This window comes from Comamonas sp. C11 (genome assembly GCF_024496285.1).
Lineage (GTDB): Bacteria > Pseudomonadota > Gammaproteobacteria > Burkholderiales > Burkholderiaceae_C > Comamonas > Comamonas testosteroni_F.
This window is the reverse complement of the sequence record NZ_CP101743.1, coordinates 286932-307622: the sequence shown is the minus strand read 5'-3', so window position 1 is coordinate 307622 and position 20691 is coordinate 286932. Positions and strand designations below refer to the sequence as shown.

Annotated in this window: 18 protein-coding genes; 7 read left to right on the top strand and 11 right to left on the bottom strand. The window is 63.8% G+C overall.

Features of this window, described 5'->3' with window-relative positions:
- Positions 1-92: 92 nt before the first annotated feature.
- Positions 93-1178 carry a hypothetical protein gene (locus NOX35_RS01355; protein ID WP_256495482.1) on the top strand — a complete coding sequence of 362 codons (1086 nt, stop codon included), beginning with the start codon at positions 93-95 and terminating at the stop codon, positions 1176-1178.
- Here NOX35_RS01355 and NOX35_RS01350 read toward each other — a convergent pair.
- Positions 1175-1846: a pseudouridine synthase gene (locus NOX35_RS01350; RefSeq protein ID WP_256495481.1), complete on the bottom strand. Its 672-nt coding sequence runs from the start codon at positions 1844-1846 to the stop codon at positions 1175-1177. The genes NOX35_RS01355 and NOX35_RS01350 overlap by 4 nt on opposite strands.
- A 49-nt stretch (positions 1847-1895) precedes the next feature.
- The gene (locus NOX35_RS01345) at positions 1896-2810 is read right to left on the bottom strand and encodes a LysR family transcriptional regulator (protein ID WP_256495480.1); all 915 of its coding nucleotides are present in this window, start codon (positions 2808-2810) and stop codon (positions 1896-1898) included.
- A gap of 77 nt (positions 2811-2887) precedes the next feature.
- On the opposite strand from NOX35_RS01345, the gene NOX35_RS01340 reads away from it, so the two are divergent.
- Positions 2888-3364 (top strand): CidA/LrgA family protein, encoded by a 477-nt coding sequence (locus tag NOX35_RS01340; protein ID WP_003070342.1) that lies wholly within the window; start codon positions 2888-2890, stop codon positions 3362-3364.
- 3 nt (positions 3365-3367) lie between these two features.
- A complete protein-coding gene (locus tag NOX35_RS01335) occupies positions 3368-4063 on the top strand; it encodes an LrgB family protein (RefSeq protein ID WP_256495479.1) in 696 nt (231 codons plus the stop codon).
- Positions 4064-4172: 109 nt separating this feature from the next.
- Here the strand turns inward: NOX35_RS01335 and NOX35_RS01330 are convergent, their stop codons facing one another.
- From NOX35_RS01330 to NOX35_RS01300, 7 genes are all read right to left on the bottom strand, one after another.
- The gene (locus NOX35_RS01330; protein ID WP_256495478.1) at positions 4173-5621 is read right to left on the bottom strand and encodes an aldehyde dehydrogenase family protein; all 1449 of its coding nucleotides are present in this window, start codon (positions 5619-5621) and stop codon (positions 4173-4175) included.
- Between the two features lie 210 nt (positions 5622-5831).
- Positions 5832-7169: an enolase C-terminal domain-like protein gene (locus NOX35_RS01325; protein ID WP_256495477.1), complete on the bottom strand. Its 1338-nt coding sequence runs from the start codon at positions 7167-7169 to the stop codon at positions 5832-5834.
- 48 nt (positions 7170-7217) lie between these two features.
- Entirely contained in the window at positions 7218-8183 is a 966-nt protein-coding gene (locus NOX35_RS01320) for a 2-hydroxyacid dehydrogenase (protein WP_256495476.1), read from the bottom strand.
- A 294-nt stretch (positions 8184-8477) separates the two neighbouring features.
- A complete protein-coding gene (locus tag NOX35_RS01315) occupies positions 8478-9437 on the bottom strand; it encodes a tripartite tricarboxylate transporter substrate binding protein (protein WP_256495475.1) in 960 nt (319 codons plus the stop codon).
- Between the two features lie 56 nt (positions 9438-9493).
- The gene (kdgD, locus tag NOX35_RS01310) at positions 9494-10405 is read right to left on the bottom strand and encodes a 5-dehydro-4-deoxyglucarate dehydratase (RefSeq protein WP_256495474.1); all 912 of its coding nucleotides are present in this window, start codon (positions 10403-10405) and stop codon (positions 9494-9496) included.
- A gap of 42 nt (positions 10406-10447) precedes the next feature.
- Positions 10448-11425: a tripartite tricarboxylate transporter substrate binding protein gene (locus NOX35_RS01305; protein WP_063662772.1), complete on the bottom strand. Its 978-nt coding sequence runs from the start codon at positions 11423-11425 to the stop codon at positions 10448-10450.
- Between the two features lie 295 nt (positions 11426-11720).
- Positions 11721-12518, bottom strand: coding sequence for a FadR/GntR family transcriptional regulator (locus tag NOX35_RS01300; protein ID WP_371878510.1), 798 nt, complete (start codon positions 12516-12518; stop codon positions 11721-11723).
- 101 nt (positions 12519-12619) lie between these two features.
- Between NOX35_RS01300 and NOX35_RS01295 the strand changes: the two genes are divergently transcribed.
- The 3 genes from NOX35_RS01295 (at position 12620) to garD (ending at position 16706) form a co-directional block, all read left to right on the top strand.
- A complete protein-coding gene (locus NOX35_RS01295) occupies positions 12620-13915 on the top strand; it encodes a glucarate dehydratase family protein (RefSeq protein WP_256495473.1) in 1296 nt (431 codons plus the stop codon).
- Between the two features lie 50 nt (positions 13916-13965).
- Positions 13966-14964 carry a tripartite tricarboxylate transporter substrate binding protein gene (locus NOX35_RS01290; protein WP_012836720.1) on the top strand — a complete coding sequence of 333 codons (999 nt, stop codon included), beginning with the start codon at positions 13966-13968 and terminating at the stop codon, positions 14962-14964.
- Positions 14965-15140: 176 nt separating this feature from the next.
- Positions 15141-16706 (top strand): galactarate dehydratase, encoded by a 1566-nt coding sequence (gene garD, locus NOX35_RS01285; protein ID WP_256495472.1) that lies wholly within the window; start codon positions 15141-15143, stop codon positions 16704-16706.
- A gap of 128 nt (positions 16707-16834) precedes the next feature.
- Here garD and NOX35_RS01280 read toward each other — a convergent pair whose 3' ends face one another.
- A complete protein-coding gene (locus NOX35_RS01280; protein WP_182285334.1) occupies positions 16835-18373 on the bottom strand; it encodes an acetyl-CoA hydrolase/transferase family protein in 1539 nt (512 codons plus the stop codon).
- Positions 18374-18735: 362 nt separating this feature from the next.
- Between NOX35_RS01280 and NOX35_RS01275 the strand changes: the two genes are divergently transcribed.
- Positions 18736-19716 carry a YihY/virulence factor BrkB family protein gene (locus NOX35_RS01275; protein ID WP_182285333.1) on the top strand — a complete coding sequence of 327 codons (981 nt, stop codon included), beginning with the start codon at positions 18736-18738 and terminating at the stop codon, positions 19714-19716.
- Positions 19717-19821: 105 nt separating this feature from the next.
- Here the strand turns inward: NOX35_RS01275 and NOX35_RS01270 are convergent, their stop codons facing one another.
- Entirely contained in the window at positions 19822-20595 is a 774-nt protein-coding gene (locus tag NOX35_RS01270; RefSeq protein WP_003059561.1) for a ferredoxin--NADP reductase, read from the bottom strand.
- Positions 20596-20691: the final 96 nt, after the last annotated feature.

Here is a 20691-nt window from a genome sequence, read left to right as displayed (position 1 = left end):
GTTGCAGGCAGCGCGTTTTTTCATGTAAGACACGCTGAAACGATGGCTCATCAAGCGCAAGCAGCTATCAATTCAAAAGGACAATCGCGGTAATGAACTGGTTGGTCGGACTGGGTATCTTGTTGGTGGCAGCCTTGCTGCTATGGGCTTTTTCGGCGCTGTTCATCAGCATGCTCGCCGGCCTGGCGGTCAGAGCCCTGCTCTGGCAGCCGCTGCGCTGGTGGCGCCACAGGCAGTTGCGGCGCGAGCTGGAACAGAACCCGGCTCTCGATATCCAGCAGCAGGCCCCTTGCGCCCTGTTTTATCTGCTGTCCGCAGCCGTGACCCTGCTGGGATGCGCTGCCGCACTGGCCACCCTGATTCATCTGCCCGATAGCCTTTATTCGCCCGAGCAGCTTTCTTTGATCTGTGGTCTGGTGTTTGCCATCAGTCTTGCCACCCTCATCAAGCTGAGCGGCAATCTCGTCAGCCTGGGTGAGGAGGCCGCTGCCGCTGCCGAGATCAGGGCGGCCTGGTCGCTAGGGGCGGGCATTGTGCCCATGCTCTGCCTGATCACCCTGATTTTCTTCGTACCGCATACGGCGGGCTGGATGGTCTGGCGCGAGCAATGGCGCGGCTATGACAGCACGCGGCTGCGCATCCCCCTGAAGCACAACGATGCCGAGCACCAGCAGGCCTTGTTGCAGTTGGTCCGCCCGATACTGGAGCAAGGCAGCCGCATCCTGAGTCACCGTGCCCGCTCGCGCAGCGGCAGCAGCTATACCCTGAGCGCCGCCCTGCCCGCACGCTATCGTTTTCATGAGGATGCGCTGGAGCTGCAACTGGCGGGCCTGATGCCGTATGAGCAGCTCAACATGCATCTGCAGGCCCTGATTTCCGTGGTGGAAGGAGAGGCCAGCAGCCTGCCACTGGCCTATGCCCAATGCCAGCAGTCCCCCGACTGGTTGGGCAGACAGCGCTTTTTCGGGCGTGGCCAGCAAGCCATGCAATCGCTGCGCGAATGCGTGCGGACTCGCCAATCCGAGCTGACGACCGCTCTTCCCTTGCTACGGGGCAACCTGCAGGAGGTGCAAATGGGCTGGAATCGCTTTCGCCCCTGGCCAGCTCTGCCGCGCTGGCAGGCTGCTGCCTTGCCGGAAGATGAAGATGAGCTGCAGCGGCTCGATACTCTGCGCTAAGAACCACTGAGCGGCAACACATCCAGCCACTGGCCAGGCTCCAGCCCTTCAATCGAATAAGGCCCCACGGCCATGCGCACCAGCCTCAGCGTGGGGTGGCCGACGGCTGCCGTCATGCGGCGCACCTGGCGGTTCCTGCCCTCGCGGATGATGAGCTCGATCCAGCAATCGGGAATGTTCTGGCGCACGCGAATCGGCGGGTTGCGCGGCCACATGCCGGGCTGGGGGTCTATCAGGCGGGCCTTCGCGGGCAGGGTCTTGCCGTCGCTCAACTCCACGCCCTCGCGCAGGCGCTGCAGCGCCGTCTCGTCCGGCACCCCTTCGACCTGCACCCAGTAGGTCTTCTCCATCTTGTGGCGCGGGTCGGCAATGCGGGCCTGCAACTGGCCGTCATTGGTCAGCAGCAGCAGGCCTTCGCTGTCGGCATCGAGCCGGCCAGCCACATAGACACCGGGCACATCGATCCAGTCCTTAAGGCCCTGCCACTTGCCCTCGGGCGTGAACTGGCTGAGCACTCCATAGGGCTTGTGAAAGCACAGCAGACGTGTGACCTCAGGCCGGGGCACGGGCTGGCGCACCACGGTGCTGCGGCGCAAGTTGCTGGAGCGATTGGAAGAGAACGGGCGGGGCATGGCGGCGAGCTTAGCAACAAAGGCCAGGACTGACATCAAGCATCAGAATGCCTTGTATCGCCTACTGGACATAGGAATACAGCTATTAGTTTTGAAAATCCGGGGACGCAGCACCGAGGAGCGGCTGTGGATACACCTCACGCACGCAGTTGAGCCAGGCCTGGGCCGCACGCGACAGATAGCCGGGCCGCCACATCAGCGCCACATCCCAGGGGATCTCGGGCTCCACCAGCGGGCGGCTGGCCACGCGCTGCGGGTCGTAGCGCGCGATGACATGCTCGAACATCACGGCCACGCCCACCTGGGCCGCGACCAGATGGCCTATGAAATCCCAGTAGCGCGTCTGCAGCTTGACCTGGGGCGTGAAGCCCGCCGCCTCGCATTGCTGCAGCACATGCTCGTGCAGTGCAAAGTCCGAGGTGTAGAGCACAAACGGCAGGTCGCGCAGATCGCTCCAGCGCATGGGCTGGCCGGGGTCTGACACCTGCTGGGCAGGCAGCACCACGCGCGTCTTCTGGCGCGCCACGGTGTAGCGCTCCAGCGCCGGATCGGGGGCGGCGAACAGGCCCAGCGCCATGTCCAGTTTGCCTTCCTGAATCAGCTGGTACTGGGCACGCGCACCCTGCTCGTTGACCTGCAGATTCACACCCGGATAGCGCTGCTGGAACAGCGCAATCACCGGAGCCATGTAATGGCCCGTGGTGGGCATGATGCCCAGGGACAGCTCGCCACGCGTGATGTGGTCCACCTCGGCCACCTGACGGCGCAGCAGCTGGGCCTGCTCCAGAATCTCCAGTCCGCGGTCATAGACCACCTGACCTGCGTCGGTCAGCTGCACGCCCCGGCCTTCGCGCAGCAACAGGCGACCACCGAATTCGTCCTCCAGCGCCTTGACCATCTTGCTGATGGTGGGCTGGGTCACATGCAGGGTTTCGGCCGCGCGGGTGAAGCCGTTCTGGCGCACGACCTCAATGAAGTAACGCAGGGCACGCAAGTCCATGACAATTCCTTTTACGCATGGAAAAAATGAAAATAAGTCATTTTATGAATATAGGTGAAAACCCTAGAATTTCACCCATGTCACAGATTACGGAAGCTGTCGCTCCTCGCGCCCAGGGCGACAGCCATTCTTTTGCCCAGACACTCTGGCAACTGCTCAAGGCCGTGCTGCAAGTGTGCCTGCTCAGCGCCATCTGGATTGCCATGGATGTGCTGCGCCAGCATTTCGGCTGGAGCATGCCGGCCGGTCTGATCGGTTTCGGCCTGCTGGCAGTGGGCCTTTTTTCGGGCCTGGTCAAAGCACGCTGGCTGCAAGGCGGCACCAACTGGCTGCTGGCAGAGATGCTGCTGTTCTTCGTGCCCGCCATGCTGGTGGTCACCGAATACCCCGATCTGATCCGCCACCAGGGCTTGCGCATTCTGGCCGTCATCGTGGCCAGCACAGCCTGCGTGATGGCCGTGACCGCGCTGGCAGTCGATCGCGTCTATCGCTTCGAGCTGTGGCTGGCAAGGCGCAAGTCCAGCCGCGATGCCGCTGCCCTGAACGAGGATTAAGCCATGCTGTCGAATGAAGTCATCGGCCTGCTGTCGCTGCTGACCACCGTGGCCTGCTACTGGGTCAACAAGCGCCTGTATCGCAAACATCCCCACCCGCTGCTGATGCCCATAGTCGCCACCCCCATGGTGCTGATCGGCCTGTCGCTGCTGACCCATGTCAGCTACCCGCAGTACATTGCCCAGACCCACTGGCTGGTCTGGCTGCTGGGCCCCACCACGGTGGCATTTGCACTGCCGCTGTACGAGAACCGAAAGCTGCTGCGCAAGCACTGGATGTCGATAGCCACCGGCGTGATCGTGGCCAGCCTGGTCTCCATCTCCACCACCATTGCGTTTGCCGATATGTTCGGCCTGTCCGAGGCGCTGCAAAAAGGCCTGGCCGTGCGCAGCATCACGACACCGTTTGCGATCGAGGCCGAGAAAGTGCTGGGCGGCCCCACCGATCTGGCGGCGCTGTTCGTGCTGCTGACCGGCGTCAGTGCCATGCTGCTGGGCGAGACCGTGCTGCGTGTGCTGCCCCGCATCCGCAGCAAACTGGCCACGGGCGCCAGCTGGGGCGGAGCCGCCCATGGCAGCGGCGTGGCCCGCGCGCGCCAGGCCGGCGAGGTGCAGGCCGTGATGGCATCGCTGGTGATGATGATTGCCGGTGCCGTCAACGTGCTGGCCGCCCCCTGGGTACGTGTGATCTTCTTCTGAAGCCATAACTTGCAACGCAGACGTTGCAGGCGCTGCGGCATCATCAAAAAGCCGGGCACCAGGCCCGGCAAGGAGAAGCAGCAAACCGGAGAGTCCTTCAGGGCCGCGCTCAGGCCAGCGTATAGGCCGTCTTCACCGTGGTGTAGAACTCCTGGGCATGGCGGCCCTGCTCGCGCGGGCCGTAGCTGCTGCCCTTGCGACCGCCAAACGGCACGTGGTAGTCCACCCCCGCCGTAGGCAGGTTGACCATGACCATGCCGGCCTGGCTGTGGCGCTTGAAGTGGGTGGCGTACTTGAGGCTGGTTGTGGCAATGCCGGCCGACAGGCCGAACGGCGTGTCGTTGGACATGGCCAGGGCCTCTTCGTAGTCCTTGACGCGGATCACGCTGGCCACGGGGCCGAAGACTTCTTCGCGGTTGATGCGCATGCCGGCTTCGGTGTCCACGAACAGCGTGGGCGCCATGTAGAAGCCGTCCTTGCCGCTGCCCGTGTGGCAGGCGACGCGGCTGCCGCCAGCGGCCAGGCGCGCGCCTTCGGCCTTGGCGATTTCCACATAGCTCAGATCCTGCTCCAGCTGGGCCTGGCTGACCACGGGGCCCATGTCGGTGCCGGCGGCGCGTGCATCGCCAACCTGGATGCGCGCCATGCGCGCCTGCAGGGCCTCGATGAAGGCCGGGTAGATCTTGTCGGTGACGATGAGGCGACTGGAGGCCGTGCAGCGCTGGCCGGTGGAGTAGAAGCCGCTCTGGGCCGACAGCTCCACGGCCTGGGCGAGGTCGGCATCGTCCAGCACGATCTGGGGGTTCTTGCCGCCCATCTCCAGCTGCACCTTCTTGCCGCTTTTGACGCAGGCTTCGGCAATGCCGCGGCCCACGCCCGTCGAGCCCGTGAAGCTGATGGCCGCCACATCGGCGTGGTTCACCAGGGCTTCGCCGATCACGCGGCCCGGGCCCATGACCAGGTTGAACACGCCGGCGGGGATGCCCGAGCGGTGGATGATGTCGGCCAGGGCCCAGGCGCTGCCGGGCACCAGATCGGCGGGCTTCAGGACCACGCAGTTGCCAAAAGCCAGGGCCGGAGCGATCTTCCAGGCGGGGATGGCGATGGGGAAGTTCCAGGGCGTGATCAGGCCGACCACGCCAATGGGCTCGCGCGTGATCTCCACTCCGATGCCGGGGCGCACCGAAGGCACGGTCTCGCCAGTGAGGCGCAGGCACTCGCCGGCAAAGAACTTGAAGATCTGACCGGCGCGGCCGACTTCGCCAATGGCTTCGGGCAGGGTCTTGCCTTCTTCGCGGGCCAGCAGCTCGCCGAGTTCGGCCTTGCGCGCCAGGATTTCCGTACCGATCTTGTCCAGGGCGTCGGAGCGCGCCTGGATGCCCGAGGTGGACCAGGCCGGAAACGCGGCCGCGGCGGCGGCCACGGCGGCCTGCACATCGGATGCACCGCCCTGGGCGTACTCGCCGATCACATCTGACAGGTCGCTGGGGTTGGTGTTGGTGCTGTAGGTGATGGCGGCCGTCCATTGGCCGTTGATGAGGTTGTCGTAGCGGGACATGGGGTACTCCGTAAGAAAAAGAGCTGACTGAAGAGGGCTGCGATAAGGGCGAGGCCTGCGCAACTGGCGCGGCCCAAAACGAGGGACACCGAGGAAGGGCCTAAGCCGGCCGCGCCGCCCCGCACCGAGGGTGTCGTCCCCCTCCCTCGCGAAGCGAGTAGAGAGGCGCCGTGCCACGGGGGGAAGGCGCGTAGCGCCTCAGGGGGTGCTCTACCTCACCATGCAGGGCCGCTTGTTGTCGAACTTCCAGCCGGGGATCAGGTGCTGCATGGCAATGGCGTCGTCACGCGCGCCCAGGCCGTGTTCCAGGTACAGGGCGTTGGCGCGCTGCAGCGCGGCGCGGTCCACGGTCACGCCCAGGCCTGGGGTCTTGGGTACTTCCACAAAACCGCTCTTGATCTGCAGCGGGTTCTGCGTGAGGTACTGGCCGTCCTGCCAGATCCAGTGCGTGTCGATGGCCGTGACCTTGCCGGGGACGGCGGCGGCCACGTGGGTGAACATGGCCAGCGAGATGTCGAAGTGGTTGTTGGAGTGCGAACCCCAGGTCAGGCCCCAGTCGCGGCAGGTCTGTCCCACGCGCACCGAGCCGGCCATGGTCCAGAAATGGGGGTCGGCCAGGGGGATGTCCACGGACTGCAGCGACAGGGCGTGCACCATCTGGCGCCAGTCGGTGGCGACCATGTTGGTGGCCGTGGGCAGGCCGGTGGCACGGCGGAATTCGGCCATGACTTCGCGGCCCGAGAAGCCGCCTTCGGCGCCGCAGGGGTCTTCGGCATAGGCCAGCACGCCGCGCATGTCGCGCATCAGGCGGATGGCGTCCTTGAGCAGCCAGCCGCCGTTCGGGTCCAGGGTGACGCGGGCTTCGGGGAAACGTTTGGCGAGTGCGGTGACGGCCTCGACCTCCTGCTCGCCGGCCAGCACGCCGCCCTTGAGCTTGAAGTCGTTGAAACCGTAGCGGGCGTAGGCGGCTTCGGCCTGGCGCACGATGGTCTCGGGCGTCATGGCCGTCATGTGGCGCACCTGGGTCCAGTCATCCGTGCCCAGCTTGTCTTCGCCGGCCTTGACGTAGTCCATGCCGGTCTTGTCGCTGGGGCCCACGAAGAACAGGTAACCCAGCATTTCCACGCGATCGCGCTGCTGGCCTTCGCCCAGCAGGGCGGCCACGGGCACGCCCAGGTGCTGACCCATCAGATCCAGCAGGGCGGATTCGATGGCGGTCACGGCGTGCACGCCGATGCGCAGATCAAAGGTCTGCAGGCCGCGGCCGCCGGTGTCACGGCCGTCGAGGGATTTCTGCACCTCTTGCAGCAGCTGCAGGTGTTGGCCGATGGAGCGGCCAATCAACACCTGCTTGCTGTCCTCCAGCGCCTGGCGAATGCCTTCGCCGCCCGGCACCTCGCCCACCCCCGTGTGGCCCGCGCTGTCGTGCAGCAGCACGATGTTGCGGGTGAAGTAAGGCGCGTGGGCGCCACTGAGATTCATGAGCATGCCGTCGCGGCCAGCGACGGGAATGACTTCGATGGCGGTGATGGTCGGGGTAGTGGACATAGAAAGGCTCTTCAACAGACGCGGAGAAAAAAGGGGATCACAGGGCGATCACTGCGCAGCAGACCAGGGCACTTCTGCCGCAGGCCGGCCCGTGGCGATGAACTGCTGCAGATTCAGCAGAACCAGGTCGGCCATGGCGCGGCGGGTTTCGTGGGTACCGCTGGCGATGTGGGGGGCCAGCACCACGTTGTCCAGGGCCAGCAGGGCGGGCAGAGGGCGGGGCTCGTCCTCGAACACGTCCAGGCCGGCGCCGGCGATGCGCTTGCTCTCCAGGGCATCGGCCAGGGCGGCTTCGTCGACCACGCTGCCACGTGCCACATTGACCAGAAAGCCCTGCGGACCCAGAGCAGCCAGCACCTCGGCGTTCACCAGGTGGCGTGTGCCTTCGCCGCCGGCGGCAGTGATGACCAGGATGTCGGCCCAGCGCGCCAGCTCCAGCAGCGAAGGCAGGTACTGGTGGAGCGAGCCTTCAACGGGGCGGCGGTTGTGGTAGGCCACTTCCATGTCGAAGCCCGAGGCGCGGCGCGCCACGGCGCTGCCGATGCGGCCCATGCCGAAGATGCCCAGGCGCTTGCCGCTGGCGCGCGTGCGGATGCCGAAGCGGCCCTGGCTCCAGTCGCCGCGACGCACGAAACGGTCGGATTCGCTGAGGCCACGCGTGGCGTCCAGCAGCAGGGCAAAAGCCAGGTCGGCCACACAATCGTCGAGAACGCCGGGCGTATAGCCCACACGCGCACCGCGGCGCAGCAGGGCGTCCTTGTCCAGGGCATCGAAGCCCACGCCGAAGCTGCTCACGAACTTGAGATTGGGCAGAGCATCGACCACGCCCGCAGGCAGGCCCATGGCGGCCGATGTGACCGCATATTCGAACTGTCCGCCATGCTCGGCAAGAAAGCGCCCGGGATCGGGCTGCTCGGAGAGGATGCTCACCTCGTAGGCCTGAGCCAGTTCGGCATCAAGCTGGGTCAGCGGCATCTTGCCGTATTGAAGAACGCGTGGTCGGGTGGTCGCCATGCCGGGAATTCCTTGGAATTTGCGGGGGTCTGAAGCCCCTGTGGAAAGGGCCTGCCGGATGGCAGGCCTGCTGAGTTGGCCTGAGGCCAACCCACATTTCTATCTCAGTTGCCCACCGTGCTCTGTGTAAAAAAGGCCGTTCGAAACTGGCGCGGCCAGAGATCAGGGACACCGAGGAAGGGCCGCCCCGCACCAAGGGTGTCGCCGGTTGCCCGGACGCCCCCCTCCCGCGAAGCGAGAGAGGGCGCCGTGCACACGGTGGAAGGCGCGAAGCGACTCAAGGGGTGCTTCATGTCAATCAGCAGTGATTTTTCGGGTCTCGATCAGTCGCTTCCAGCGCTCGTTCTCCTGTGCCTGAAAACGCGTGAATTCTTCGGGCGTGTTGCCCACGATTTCCAGTCCCTGCTCCACAAAGCGCTTGCGGATTTCGGGCTGCTGAACGGCGGCGATCGCGGCCTTGGACAATCTAGCCTTCACATCGACCGGCAGGCCCTTGGGAGCGGCCATGCCTTGCCACGAATAGACCTCGGCCCCCTTGACGCCGGACTCGGCCAGTGTGGGCACATCGGGCAGCACGGGCGAACGCTGGGTTCCGGTCACGGCAATGGCGCGCAGCTTGCCGCTACGCAGATGGGACAGCACGGCGTTGACGTTCTGGAACGAGAAATCCACCTGACCACCCAGCAGATCGGTGATGGCCGGTGCTCCGCCCTTGTAAGGCACATGCACGGCTTCGGTACCCGTTTGCTGCCAGAACAGCTCGGCCGACAAGTGGTCCGAGGAGCCATTGCCGGAGCTGGCAAAACTGATCTTGCCGGGATTGGCCTTGAGCGCGGCGATCACCTCGCTCACGCTGCGGGCCTTTTGCGTCGGGCTGGCGACAAGCACATTGGGCGCCTGCACGGGAATGGTGATGTAGTCGAAATCCTTGCCGGCATCATAGGGCACGTTCTTGACCATATGCGGGGTCACCACGAAAGGGCCCAGCGAAGCCACCAGCAGGGTGTAGCCATCGGCCGCGGCGCGCTTGACGGCTCCCGCACCGATGGTGCCCGTGGCTCCAGGACGGTTTTCCACGACAAAGGGCTTGCCCAGTTGCTCGCCCATGCTCAGGGCCAGGGCACGCGCCACGGTGTCGGTGGAGCCACCGGCCGGGAAGGGCACGATGATGTTGACGGGCTTGTCGGGAAAGCTGCTGGCCGCCTGGGCGGCCAGGGCCAGGGTGGCACCCAGCGTGATCAGTATTTTTTTCATGCCTTGTCTCCTGAAGACGCAGGGCCCGGTTCTTGGCCTGGCCCCTGCATCGGGTCTTATTGCGGGCCGAGCTTGTCGATCAGGACCTTGAGTTCTTCCATCTCGGCAGGCTTGAGGTCGGTCAGGGGAGCGCGCACGGGACCGGCCTCGTGGCCGACCAGCTTGGCGCCGGCCTTGATGATGCTCACGCCATAGCCTTCGACACGGTTGCGGATCTTCAGGTAGGGCATGAAGAATTCCTTGAGCAGCTTGTGCTGTGTGGCCTGGTCATCGCTGCGCACGGCCTCGTAGAACTGCATCGCCGTCCTGGGGATGAAATTGAAGACGGCAGAGGAGTAGACGGGCGTACCCAGAGCCTTGTAGGCGGCCGCATAGACCTCGGCCGTGGGCAGTCCGCCCAGATAGGCGAAGCGATCACCCATCTTCATGAAGATGGAGGACATGGTCTCGATATTGCCCAGACCGTCCTTGAAACCCACCAGGTTGGGGCAGCGCTCGGCCAGGATGGCCAGGGATTCGGGCGTGAAACGCGAACGGTCGCGGTTGTAGACGATGACGCCGAACTTCACGCTCTTGCAGACCTGCTCCACATGGGCGATCAGGCCTTCCTGGCCGGCTTCGGTCAGGTAATGAGGCATCAGCAGAATACCGTGGGCGCCCAATCGTTCGGCCTCCTGGGCATGGGCGATGGCGTTGCGGGTGGGGCCGCCGGCACCGGCGATGATGGGCACCTTGCCGCGGCAGGTATCCACGGCGGTCTTGATGATCTGGCCATATTCCTCGCCATACAGCGAGAAGTATTCGCCCGTGCCACCGGCAGCAAACAGGGCACTGGCGCCGTAGGGAGCCAGCCATTCAAGGCGCGCGGCATAGCCCCTGGCATTGAAGTTGCCCTGGGCATCGAAGTCCGTCACGGGGAAGGACAGCAGGCCGGAACTCATCACGTCTTTGAGGTCTTGGGGTGTCATGGTAATCCTTGAAAAGAGGAGAGCAAAAAAAGATCTGGCAGCTCAGTCCAGCTGCAGTTGGGCGGCTTGCACCACAGCGCGCCAGCGCGCGCGCTCGGCGTTGAAGAATTTGTCGGTTTCGGCGGGCGTCATCGTGACGACCTCGGCACCCTGGCCGGTCAGTCGGGAGCGGACCTCGGTGGAGCGGATGGCAGCGAGCAGCACCTGGTTCACACGCTGCACCACGGCTTCAGGCGTCTTGGCGGGCAGCACCACGCCCTGCCAGGTGCCCGAGGCAAAACCCTGTGCGCCCTGCTCCGCCAGCGTCGGCACATCGGCGATCAGCGGCATGCGGGTGTTCTTGGAAATGCCCAGCAGCTTGAGCTTGCCGCTTTGCACATGCGGATAGGTGGCCAGCATGCCGTTCATCAGCACCTGGGTCTGGCCTGCCACCGTGTCCTGGACCGACTGCACACCGCCCTTGTAGGGCACGTACACCCATTTGGCGCCAGTGATGCGGGCCAGCTCCACGCCAGCGAGATGGGGGGCACTGCCCGATGCGGTGACGGCAAAGTTCAGGTCCTGCTTCTTGGACAGCTCCACCAGCTCCTTGAGATTGCTGGCCTGGACGGAGGGATGCACCACCAGCATATGGGGCGAATAGGCCAGCATGGCTGCACCGCGCAGCGCCTTGGAAGGATCGAAGCTGAGCTTGGTATAGATGGAGGGAGAGATGGCCAGCGCGCCGAGATCGCAGAGCAGCCAGGTATAGCCGTCGGCCGGTGCACGGGCGACGAACTCAGCGCCCAGATTGCCATTGGCGCCGGGCTTGTTGTCGATCACCACGGTCTGCTTGAGCTCCTGGGAGATCAGCTGCCCGATGGAGCGCGCAATGATGTCGGAGCTGCCGCCGGGCGGATAGGGAACGACCAGACGGATGGGCTTGCTGGGCCAGGCATCGGCAGCCAGCAATGTGGACGACAGCAAACCGCCTGCCGCCAGGGCCAGCAGAGAGCGCAGAAAGTGCGAGCGTCGGACCATGGTGAAATGTCTCCTTGTTGTGGTCAGTCATCATACAACTAGGTTTTTTTGAACACCAAGAGATTTTTTCTAAGGGTAAGCACGGGTCACCGCTGTTGAACAGACTTCAGCGCGTGCCACTTTCATCCATTAAATGCGCTTCAAGCTCAATACCGAAAAGCGCTTCAAGCTATTATTTTTAAAGCACCTTCATATGTTTGGCGCAGCGGGGTCACAGCGACCGCCGCATGCCGCGGGCAGTCCGCCGCGCTTTGCTGCGGTCAGGCTCTTCCATCAAGCGCCCGCCCAGGCGGGCTCAGGACTCGGCGCTCAGGCTCAGGCGCTGGGCCAGGCGCAAACGCTCCCGCGAGTTGGTCAGATGGATGCGCATGGCGGCGCGGGCCGAATCGGCATCCTGGCGCGCGATGGCGGCATAGATCTCCTCGTGCTCGCGGTTCACCCGGCGCAGATAGTCGGGATCGCGTGCCGGCGTATGCATGGAGGCGATGCGATTGCGCGGAATCAGCAGCGTTCCGAAATGCTGCAGGATGTCCTGAAAATACCGGTTGCCTGTGGCCTGCGCGATGCTCAGGTGAAAGGCCAGATCATGCTCGACGGTGTCGTGCCCCAGGGCGAAATGATGCTCGAACTCCTGCAGAGCCTCGCTCATGACCTTCAGATGGACTTCGCTTCGGCGCTGGGCAGCCAGACCCGCAGCCTCGGTCTCCAGACTGATGCGCAGCTCCAGCACGGCCAGCACATCGACGGACTCGCTGAGCTCGCGCGCGCTGAGCATGGGGCTTGCGCTCTGACGCGCGGGCAGCACAAACGTGCCTATGCCATGGCGGGTTTCGACCAACCCCGCAGCCTGTAATTTGGACAAGGCTTCGCGCACCACGGTGCGGCTGACGTCATAGCTGCGCACGAGTTCGGACTCGGTGGGCAGCTTGTCCCCCTCATGCAGCAGGCCCTGGCGGATCTTGTGCTCGAACTCCTCGGACAACAGATTCGCCAGACTGCGGCTGCCCTTGCTGGTTTTGCTGCGCAGCGCGTACCCCTCCGTCAGCGGCAAAGACGGGCTTGATTGGGGTAATTCCGATGTCTGAGTACTCATGAGCCTGATGATAATGGCTTTCAGTTGTACGACAACATACCACAAAGACGCCCTATTTCAACTTCGGCCCGCAGCTCCTGCGCCGCATCAGTCATCTCAAGATGAGCACTTCTCACCAGATCCGCCACATCCGCATCACGCCGATTGCCTTCCGTGATCCGCCGCTGCTCAACGCCGCCGGCATTCACGAGCCCTGGGCACTGCGCTCCATCATCGAGATCGAGACCGCCTCCGGTCTGGTCGGCATCAACGAGAGCTATGGCGACCAACCCATGCTGGATGCCCTGGCCAAGGCCGCACCGGCCCTGGTCGGGCTCTCGCCCTGGGCCCTCAATGAAATGGAGACCCGTGTCGCCGCCCTGGTCACTCCGCCCAAGCTCACGGCCTCGGAATTTCTGGGTCAGCAGGTCTCGCTGGCCCCTGGCACCCATGTCTCCAAGACCGTGGCCAAGGTGGTCAGCGCCTTCGAGGTCGCCATGCTGGACCTGCAGGGCCAGATGGCCCAGGCCCCCATCGTCGACCTGCTGGGCGGAGCCGCACGCGACCGCGTGCCCTACTCGGCCTATCTGTTCTACAAATACGCCGAGCATGTGGGCCAGCCCTATGCACCCGACGCCTGGGGCGAAGCCCTAACGCCGGCCCAGCTCGTGACCCAGGCCCGGCGCATGATCGATCAGTACGGCTTCCAGAGCATCAAGCTCAAGGCCGGCACGCTGCCGCCCGAGCAGGAGGCCGCCGGCATCCTGGCGCTGGCCGAGGCTTTCCCCAGCACACCGCTGCGCATCGACCCGAATGGCAACTGGACCGTGGAAACCAGCCTGAAGATCGTGCAGCAGTTGCGCGGCGTGCTTGAGTACTACGAGGACCCGGCCCCGGGCCTGGACGGCATGGCCGCCGTGGCACGCGAGTGCGATGTGCCACTGGCCACGAATATGGTGGTGACGGACTTTGCCGAGTTCCGCCGCAACGCCGACATGGGCTGCCCCGTGAAGATCGTACTCAGCGATCACCATTACTGGGGCGGCCTGCGCGCCACACAGCGCCTGTCCACGCTGTGCCGCACCTTCGACCTGGGCCTGTCCATGCACAGCAACTCCCATCTGGGCGTGAGTCTGGTGGCCATGACGCATCTGTGCGCCAGCGTGCCCCTGTTGACCTATGCCTGCGACACCCACTATCCGTGGCAGGACGAGGAAGTCGTCGAAGGCGGCCGCCTGCAGTTCGAGCAGGGCAGCCTGCGCGTGCCCACCACGCCCGGCCTGGGCGTGAGCCTGGACCGCGAGGCCCTGGCCCGGCTACACGACAACTATCTGCATTGCGGCATCCGCAACCGCGACGACCTGGGGCAGATGCGCAAGTACGACCCCGCGTTCACCGGCCACCAGCCGCGCTTCTGAACCCGCTTCCACGCCATTCCAACGACAAACCCTTCCCGGAGACAAGCACCATGCAACGCCGCACACTTATCCAACATTCCCTCGCCAGCGCCCTGCTGCTGGGCACGGCCCTGGCCGCCATGCCCGCCGCCGCGCAGGGCAACTGGCCCACGGGCAAACCCATCACCTATCTGGTGCCGTTCCCCCCCGGCGGCAATACCGACACCCTGGCGCGCGTGATTGCGCAGCCGCTGAGCAAGGCCCTGGGCACGCCCGTGGTCATAGAGAACAAGGGCGGCGCCGGCGGCAGCGTGGGCTCGGCCCTGGCGGCACGCGCCCCGGCCGACGGCTACACCATCCTGGGCGGCACCATCAGCTCGCACGCCATCAATGTCAGCCTGTACTCCAAGCTGGACTATGACCCCGTCAAGTCCTTCACGCCCGTCGCCATGCTCGGCTCCGGCCCTCTGGTGCTGGTAGTGCCTGCCTCCAGCCCCTACAAGACTCTGGCTGACGTGCTGGCCGGCAGCAAGGCCAAGGCCTCGTCGGGCGGCCTGACCTCGGCCTCTCCGGGCAACGGCACCTCCAACCACATGGCGCTGGAGCTGCTGGCCTATCAGACCGGCGTGAAGTTCACCCATGTTCCCTACAAGGGCAGCGGCCCCGCCGTGCAGGATGTCATGGGCGGACAGGTTGACATGATGTTCGACACTGCCCTGGTCGTCGGCCCGCACATCCAGTCCGGCAAGCTGCGCCCCATCGCCGTGAGCAGCTCCAAGCGTCTGGAATCGCTGCCCGATGTACCGACGATTGCCGAGGCCGGCGAGAAGGGTTTCGACATGGGCTCCTGGCAGGCCGTTTTCGCCCCTGCCGGCACACCCAAGCCCATCGTGGACCGCCTGCATGCCGAAATCCTGAAGATCGTGGCCACCCCCGAAGTCCAGGCCCGCCTCAAGAACTTCGGCATGCTGCCGTCGAACATGAGCACCGTCGAGCTGGCCGATTATCAGAAGGCCGAGGTGAGCAAGTGGGCCAAGGTGATCAAGTCTGCTGGAATAAAGGCTGAGTAAGTAAAGCCCCCCTGAGCCGCTTCGCGGCTTCCCCCTCTCTAACTTGCTTCGCAAGGGAGGGGGACGACACCATCGCTGCGGGGCGGCCCTTGCTCGGTGTCCCTCGCCTTGGGCTGCGCCGTTTGCTCAGGCTGTGCCGTAGCCGTGCTGGCCCTCTAGAAAATTGAGACATTGTCATGAGTACCCCACTTCCGCTTTCCATCAGCATGCATCCGGCCGACAACGTGGCCATTGTTGCCAACGACGGCGGGCTGCCTGCGGGCACCGTGCTGCCGTCCGGCCTCACGCTGCTCGACAAGGTGCCGCAGGCGCACAAGGTGGCGCTGGTGGACATTCCCGAGGGCGGCGAGGTGCGCCGCTACAACGTGATCATCGGCTATGCGCTCAAGCCCATTGCCGCCGGCAGCTGGGTGCACGAGCGCTTGCTACAGATGCCCGAGGCACGCTCGCTGGAGGGCCTGCCCATCGCCACCGTCAAGCCGCCCGTGCTGGAGCCGCTGACAGGCTATAGCTTCGAGGGCTACCGCAATGCGGACGGCACGGTAGGCACGCGCAACATCCTGGCCATCACCACCACGGTGCAATGCGTGGCCGGGGTGCTCGACTTTGCCGTGCGCCGCATCAAGTCCGAGCTGCTGCCCCGATACCCCCATGTCGACGACGTGGTGGGCCTGGAGCACAGCTATGGCTGCGGCGTGGCCATCGACGCCGTGGGCGCCGAGATCCCGCAGCGCACGCTGCGCAATATCAGCCGCAACCCGAACTTCGGCGGTGAGGTCATGGTGGTCAGCCTGGGCTGCGAAAAGCTGCAGCCCGAGCGCCTGCTGCCGCCGGGCAGCTTTCCCATCGTCGACGAGCGCGAACCAGCACTCGATGTGGTCTGTCTGCAGGACGAGGCCCATGTGGGCTTTATGTCCATGATCGACTCCATCATGCGCCAGGCCGAGCAGCACCTGCGCCGCCTCGACGCCCGCCGCCGCGAAACTGTACCCGCCAGCGCCCTGGTGGTAGGCGTGCAATGCGGGGGCAGCGACGCCTTCAGCGGCGTCACGGCCAACCCGGCCGTGGGCTTTTGCACCGACCTGCTGGTGCGCGCGGGCGCCACCGTGATGTTCAGCGAGGTGACCGAGGTACGTGACGGCATCGACCAGCTCACCTCGCGCGCCGCAAGCCCCGAGGTGGCCGAAGCCATGATCGAGGAAATGGCCTGGTACGACGCCTATCTCGACAAGGGCCGCGTGGACCGCAGCGCCAACACCACGCCGGGCAATAAAAAAGGCGGATTGTCGAACATCGTCGAGAAGGCCATGGGCTCCATCGTCAAGAGCGGCACGGCCCCCATCACCGGCGTGCTGTCGCCGGGCCAGCGGCTGGCCGATCGCGACATCAGCCAGGGTCTGGTCTATGCTGCCACGCCGGCCAGCGACTTCATCTGCGGCACGCTGCAACTGGCGGCGGGAATGAACCTGCATGTCTTCACCACGGGCCGCGGCACGCCTTACGGTCTGGCACAGGTGCCGGTGATCAAGGTGGCCACGCGCAGCGATCTGGCGCGACGCTGGCACGATCTGATGGATATCAACGCCGGACGCATTGCCGACGGCGAGGCCACGATCGAAGACATAGGCTGGGAAATGTTCAGGCTGATGCTCGATGTCGCCAGCGGTCGCAAAAAGACCTGGGCCGAACATTGGCAGTTGCACAACGCGCTGGTGCTGTTCAACCCGGCCCCGGTGACCTGAAGCCGTACGGCGCCCTCACCTCTGAAACGCTTGCAAATCCAGAGCGCTTTGCGAAGCTGTTGCCTGAGCTGCAGACAGAATCGCCAGAAACGCTGCCATGGCAGCGTTTCCGGTTTGCGCATGCTCCCTCAGGCCTGCATGGAGCCCGTCTTCAGATAGCGCTGATGCCAGGCATAAGCCTGATCGAGCAAATGTGGCGTGTGCTTGCCCGGTGCGTCGCGCAGCGCGCGCTCCAGATACTCGCTCATCGCCACCTTGTAGTCGGGGTGCACGCATTTCTCGATGATCAGACGTGCGCGCTGTACCGGCGCCAGGCCGCGCAGATCGGCCAGGCCTTGCTCGGTCACGATGACCTGCACGTCATGCTCGGTGTGATCGACATGGGAGACCATGGGCACGATGCAGCTGATCTTGCCGTCCTTGGCCGTGGAAGGTGTCATGAAGATCGACAGATAGGCGTTGCGCGCAAAGTCGCCGCTGCCGCCAATGCCGTTCATGATGGACGAGCCCATGACATGCGTGCTGTTGACGTTGCCGTACATATCGGCCTCGATCAGCGCGTTCATCGAAATCAAACCCATGCGACGGATCAGCTCGGGGTGGTTCGATATCTCCTGCGGGCGCAGCATGATGCGCTGACGGTAATAGTCGATGTTGGCCAGAAAGCGCTCCATGGCCGCAGGGCTCAGCGCCAGCGAGGTGGTCGATGCGGTATCGAGCTTGCCCGACTCCAGCATGTCCAGCATGCCGTCCTGGAGCACCTCGGTATAGGCGTTCAGATGGTCGAACGGGCCGTTGTTCAGCCCCGCCAGCACGGCGTTGGCGATATTGCCAACGCCCGACTGCAGCGGCAGCAACTCGGGCGGCAGGCGGCCCACTTTCACCTCGTGCTGCAAAAAGTCGATGATGTTCTCGGCAATGCGCATGGAGCCCTCATCGGGTGCCGTGAACGCAGCCAACCTGTCACGCTGGGCCGTTGGTACCACGGCAATCACCTTGCTCATATCGCAATGCAGATAGGGCTCGCCAATCCGGTCGAACGGATGCTCCATGGGTATGGGCTTGCGCTTTGGGGGCACGGCTGCACCGTAGTAAATGTCGTGCATGCCCTCGAGCTCGGCAGGCTGGGCGCTGTTGACTTCGAGAATGATCTTGTCGGCCTGCTCCAGCCAGGTCTTGTTGTTGCCCACCGAGGTCGATGGAATCAGTCGGCCATCGGGCAAAACACCCGCCACCTCGATCACCGCCACGTCAAGATGGCCGAGGAAGCCGAACCACACATGCTGTGCCACATGCGAGAGGTGGATGTCCACATACTGCATGCGTCCCTCGTTGATCTCCTTGCGCACCGTGGGGTCCGACTGATAGGGCAGACGGCGTTCGATGCCATGCACCTTGGCCAGTGCGCCATCGAGTTCTGGTGAGGTCGAAGCTCCCGTCCATAGACTGATGCGGAAGTTTCCGCCACTGGCGTTCTGCGCTTCGATCCGGCGTGCCAGTGCCTGAGGCACGGCCTTGGGTGCGCCAGCGGGAGTGAAGCCGCTCATACCCAGTGTCATGCCGGATTGAATCAGGTCGGCGGCCTGGTCCGCCGTCATGATGCGTTCGCGCAAGACAGGGCAAAGCACGCGATCTGCAGGAGAAGCGGTGGTGAAGGAAGTCTTCATGAAATGTGTCTCGTCTCGCCAGCTTTCGTGAAGCGGGATAGTTTTTTGTAGTTAAAGAGTTGCACTTTGACTGGTGCAAACCCGGATTGAACTACGACACACAGAGAGTCGCCAAGCGTAGTTGACTAGAGAAAACCCCGATGTGCTTTCTTGAAAGAAGCCCACGAAATTGGATGCACAACTCAAAAAAGTGAGCATTCATCGCTCAACGGATAAAGGATGAAAACTTAAAACCGCTGAAATCAACCGCCATGGCAAAGTTGCCAGAATGCAGGCGGAAATTACAAAATATTTGCCTGTACTCACTGCCAGCAGACATAGGCTGACAAAACCACCATGGTTCAGCAACCAGAATTCGACACATGGCTTTTGATACCTCCGGCTGGCAGCACAAGCTGCGACGCCTCGCCCACCCCCTGCAACCGCTGATTGACTCCGTACAACTCTGGCTGCAGGCCGACGGTCTGCGCATGAGTGCCGCCATGTCGTTTTACGGCATGCTGAGCTTGGCACCGCTGTTGCTGGCCGTCGTGGGGCTGCTGGGTTGGTGGCTGGATCGCAGCTATGTGGAAAGCACCTTGATCAGCCAGATACAGAGCGTGGTCGGAGAGCGCGCGGCACAGGTCGTCAGGAGCGCTCTGGCCAGCGCCCAGAATGCCAATCAGGGCTCGCTCGCGTCCGTACTCGGTCTGGTGATGATGCTCTCGGGCGCAACCGGGGTGTTTGTGGAGCTGCAGGCTTCGCTGGACAAGCTCTGGTCCATGGGCGAAGAGTCTCGCCCGCAGGAAAACAAGCCCTGGTGGAGCATGGCCATCTCCCGTCTTTGGGGTTTGAGCTATGTCGTGGGCCTGGGCTTCTTGCTGCTGGTGTCCATGGTGCTTTCAACCGCCATCCAGATGATCACCAAATGGGCCAATGACGAGCTGCAGCTTGTGCCGCTGGGCCCGCTGATGGGGCTGATCAACGAGGGCCTGTCCTTTGGCATTGCGGTGCTGCTGTTCTGGGGTCTGATGCGCATGGGGACCGGCATCAAGCCTTCCACCAGATACCTGCTGCTGGGTTCGCTGACGGGCGCCGCCCTATTCACCATAGGCAAGCAGGCCCTTGCCTGGTATCTGTCCACCGCCGCCGTGGTCTCGGCTTATGGCGCAGCCGGCTCGCTGGTTGTGGTGCTGATGTGGTTTTACTTCACCTCGGCCATCCTGCTGTTCTCGGCCGCCACGGCCAAGGCCTGCAGCAAGTCCCGGGTCCAGTTTGCCGTCCCTTTTGTCGCGCGCAAGGCATCCAGCGCCAGGCCCATGGATTTGCAGCGTCTTCCCGAAAATGCAGGGGAGAACATATGAAGCGGCCGAGATCGACTGCCATACCTGCGCTCGCAACCATCTGCGTCATGTCGAAAATGTAAAAAGGCCTGCTGATGCAGGCCTTTTGCTCGGGGCAAGGTGGAATTACTTTTCCACGAAGGCGCGCTCGATGACGAAGTCGCCGGGCGTGGTGGTGTTGCCTTCCTTGAAACCGCGCTTTTCCAGCAGTTCCTTGAGTTCGGACAGCATGGCGGGGCTGCCGCACAGCATGACGCGATCGGTCTCGGGATTCAGATCGGGCAGACCCAGATTCTGCGGGAAGGTGCCGTTGTTGATCTGGGCCGAGATACGGCCCTGATTGCGGAAGGGCTCGCGTGTCACCGTGGGGTAGTAATGCAGCTTGCCCTTGACGATATCGCCGAGGAATTCATGCTCGGGCAATTCCTTCTCGAACAGCTCCTGATAGGCCAGCTCCTGCACCTGACGCACGCCATGCACCACAACCACGTTGTCGAAACGCTCATAGGTCTCGGGGTCGCGCGCCACGGCCAGCCAGGGAGCCAGGCCGGTACCCGTACCGATCAGATACAGATTCTTGCCGGGCAGCAGATAGTCGATCAGCAGCGTGCCCGTGGGCTTCTTGCCCACGATGATGGTGTCACCCACCTGGATGTTCTGCAGCTTGGAGGTCAGAGGGCCTTCGGGTACCTTGATCGACAGGAACTCCAGATGCTCTTCGTAGTTGGGACTGGCGATGGAGTAGGCGCGCAGCAGGTTCTTGCCATCCACCTTCAGGCCGATCATGGTGAAGTGGCCGTTGGAAAAGCGCAGCGATGTGTCGCGGGTGGTGGTGAAGGAGAAAAGACGGTCGGTCCAGTGGTGGACGGACAGCACGCGTTCTTCAAGAAAAGCACTCATGATTCGTCTGAAATAAAAACTCGAAGCAGAAAACCTGCGCGGCAAATGCTGGGCGGTGGCGGGGCACTGCAGGTCAGGGCTGCTAGCGCGTTGGCT

What these genes read in the sequence shown, in the direction of transcription:
- NOX35_RS01355 (WP_256495482.1), top strand. Translation starts at nt 93, where the DNA reads ATGAACTGGTTGGTCGGACTGGGTATCTTGTTGGTGGCAGCCTTGCTG.
- NOX35_RS01350 (WP_256495481.1), bottom strand. Translation starts at nt 1,846, where the DNA reads ATGTCAGTCCTGGCCTTTGTTGCTAAGCTCGCCGCCATGCCCCGCCCG.
- NOX35_RS01345 (WP_256495480.1), bottom strand. Translation starts at nt 2,810, where the DNA reads ATGGACTTGCGTGCCCTGCGTTACTTCATTGAGGTCGTGCGCCAGAAC.
- NOX35_RS01340 (WP_003070342.1), top strand. Translation starts at nt 2,888, where the DNA reads ATGTCACAGATTACGGAAGCTGTCGCTCCTCGCGCCCAGGGCGACAGC.
- NOX35_RS01335 (WP_256495479.1), top strand. Translation starts at nt 3,368, where the DNA reads ATGCTGTCGAATGAAGTCATCGGCCTGCTGTCGCTGCTGACCACCGTG.
- NOX35_RS01330 (WP_256495478.1), bottom strand. Translation starts at nt 5,621, where the DNA reads ATGTCCCGCTACGACAACCTCATCAACGGCCAATGGACGGCCGCCATC.
- NOX35_RS01325 (WP_256495477.1), bottom strand. Translation starts at nt 7,169, where the DNA reads ATGTCCACTACCCCGACCATCACCGCCATCGAAGTCATTCCCGTCGCT.
- NOX35_RS01320 (WP_256495476.1), bottom strand. Translation starts at nt 8,183, where the DNA reads ATGGCGACCACCCGACCACGCGTTCTTCAATACGGCAAGATGCCGCTG.
- NOX35_RS01315 (WP_256495475.1), bottom strand. Translation starts at nt 9,437, where the DNA reads ATGAAAAAAATACTGATCACGCTGGGTGCCACCCTGGCCCTGGCCGCC.
- kdgD (WP_256495474.1), bottom strand. Translation starts at nt 10,405, where the DNA reads ATGACACCCCAAGACCTCAAAGACGTGATGAGTTCCGGCCTGCTGTCC.
- NOX35_RS01305 (WP_063662772.1), bottom strand. Translation starts at nt 11,425, where the DNA reads ATGGTCCGACGCTCGCACTTTCTGCGCTCTCTGCTGGCCCTGGCGGCA.
- NOX35_RS01300 (WP_371878510.1), bottom strand. Translation starts at nt 12,518, where the DNA reads ATGAGTACTCAGACATCGGAATTACCCCAATCAAGCCCGTCTTTGCCG.
- NOX35_RS01295 (WP_256495473.1), top strand. Translation starts at nt 12,620, where the DNA reads ATGAGCACTTCTCACCAGATCCGCCACATCCGCATCACGCCGATTGCC.
- NOX35_RS01290 (WP_012836720.1), top strand. Translation starts at nt 13,966, where the DNA reads ATGCAACGCCGCACACTTATCCAACATTCCCTCGCCAGCGCCCTGCTG.
- garD (WP_256495472.1), top strand. Translation starts at nt 15,141, where the DNA reads ATGAGTACCCCACTTCCGCTTTCCATCAGCATGCATCCGGCCGACAAC.
- NOX35_RS01280 (WP_182285334.1), bottom strand. Translation starts at nt 18,373, where the DNA reads ATGAAGACTTCCTTCACCACCGCTTCTCCTGCAGATCGCGTGCTTTGC.
- NOX35_RS01275 (WP_182285333.1), top strand. Translation starts at nt 18,736, where the DNA reads ATGGCTTTTGATACCTCCGGCTGGCAGCACAAGCTGCGACGCCTCGCC.
- NOX35_RS01270 (WP_003059561.1), bottom strand. Translation starts at nt 20,595, where the DNA reads ATGAGTGCTTTTCTTGAAGAACGCGTGCTGTCCGTCCACCACTGGACC.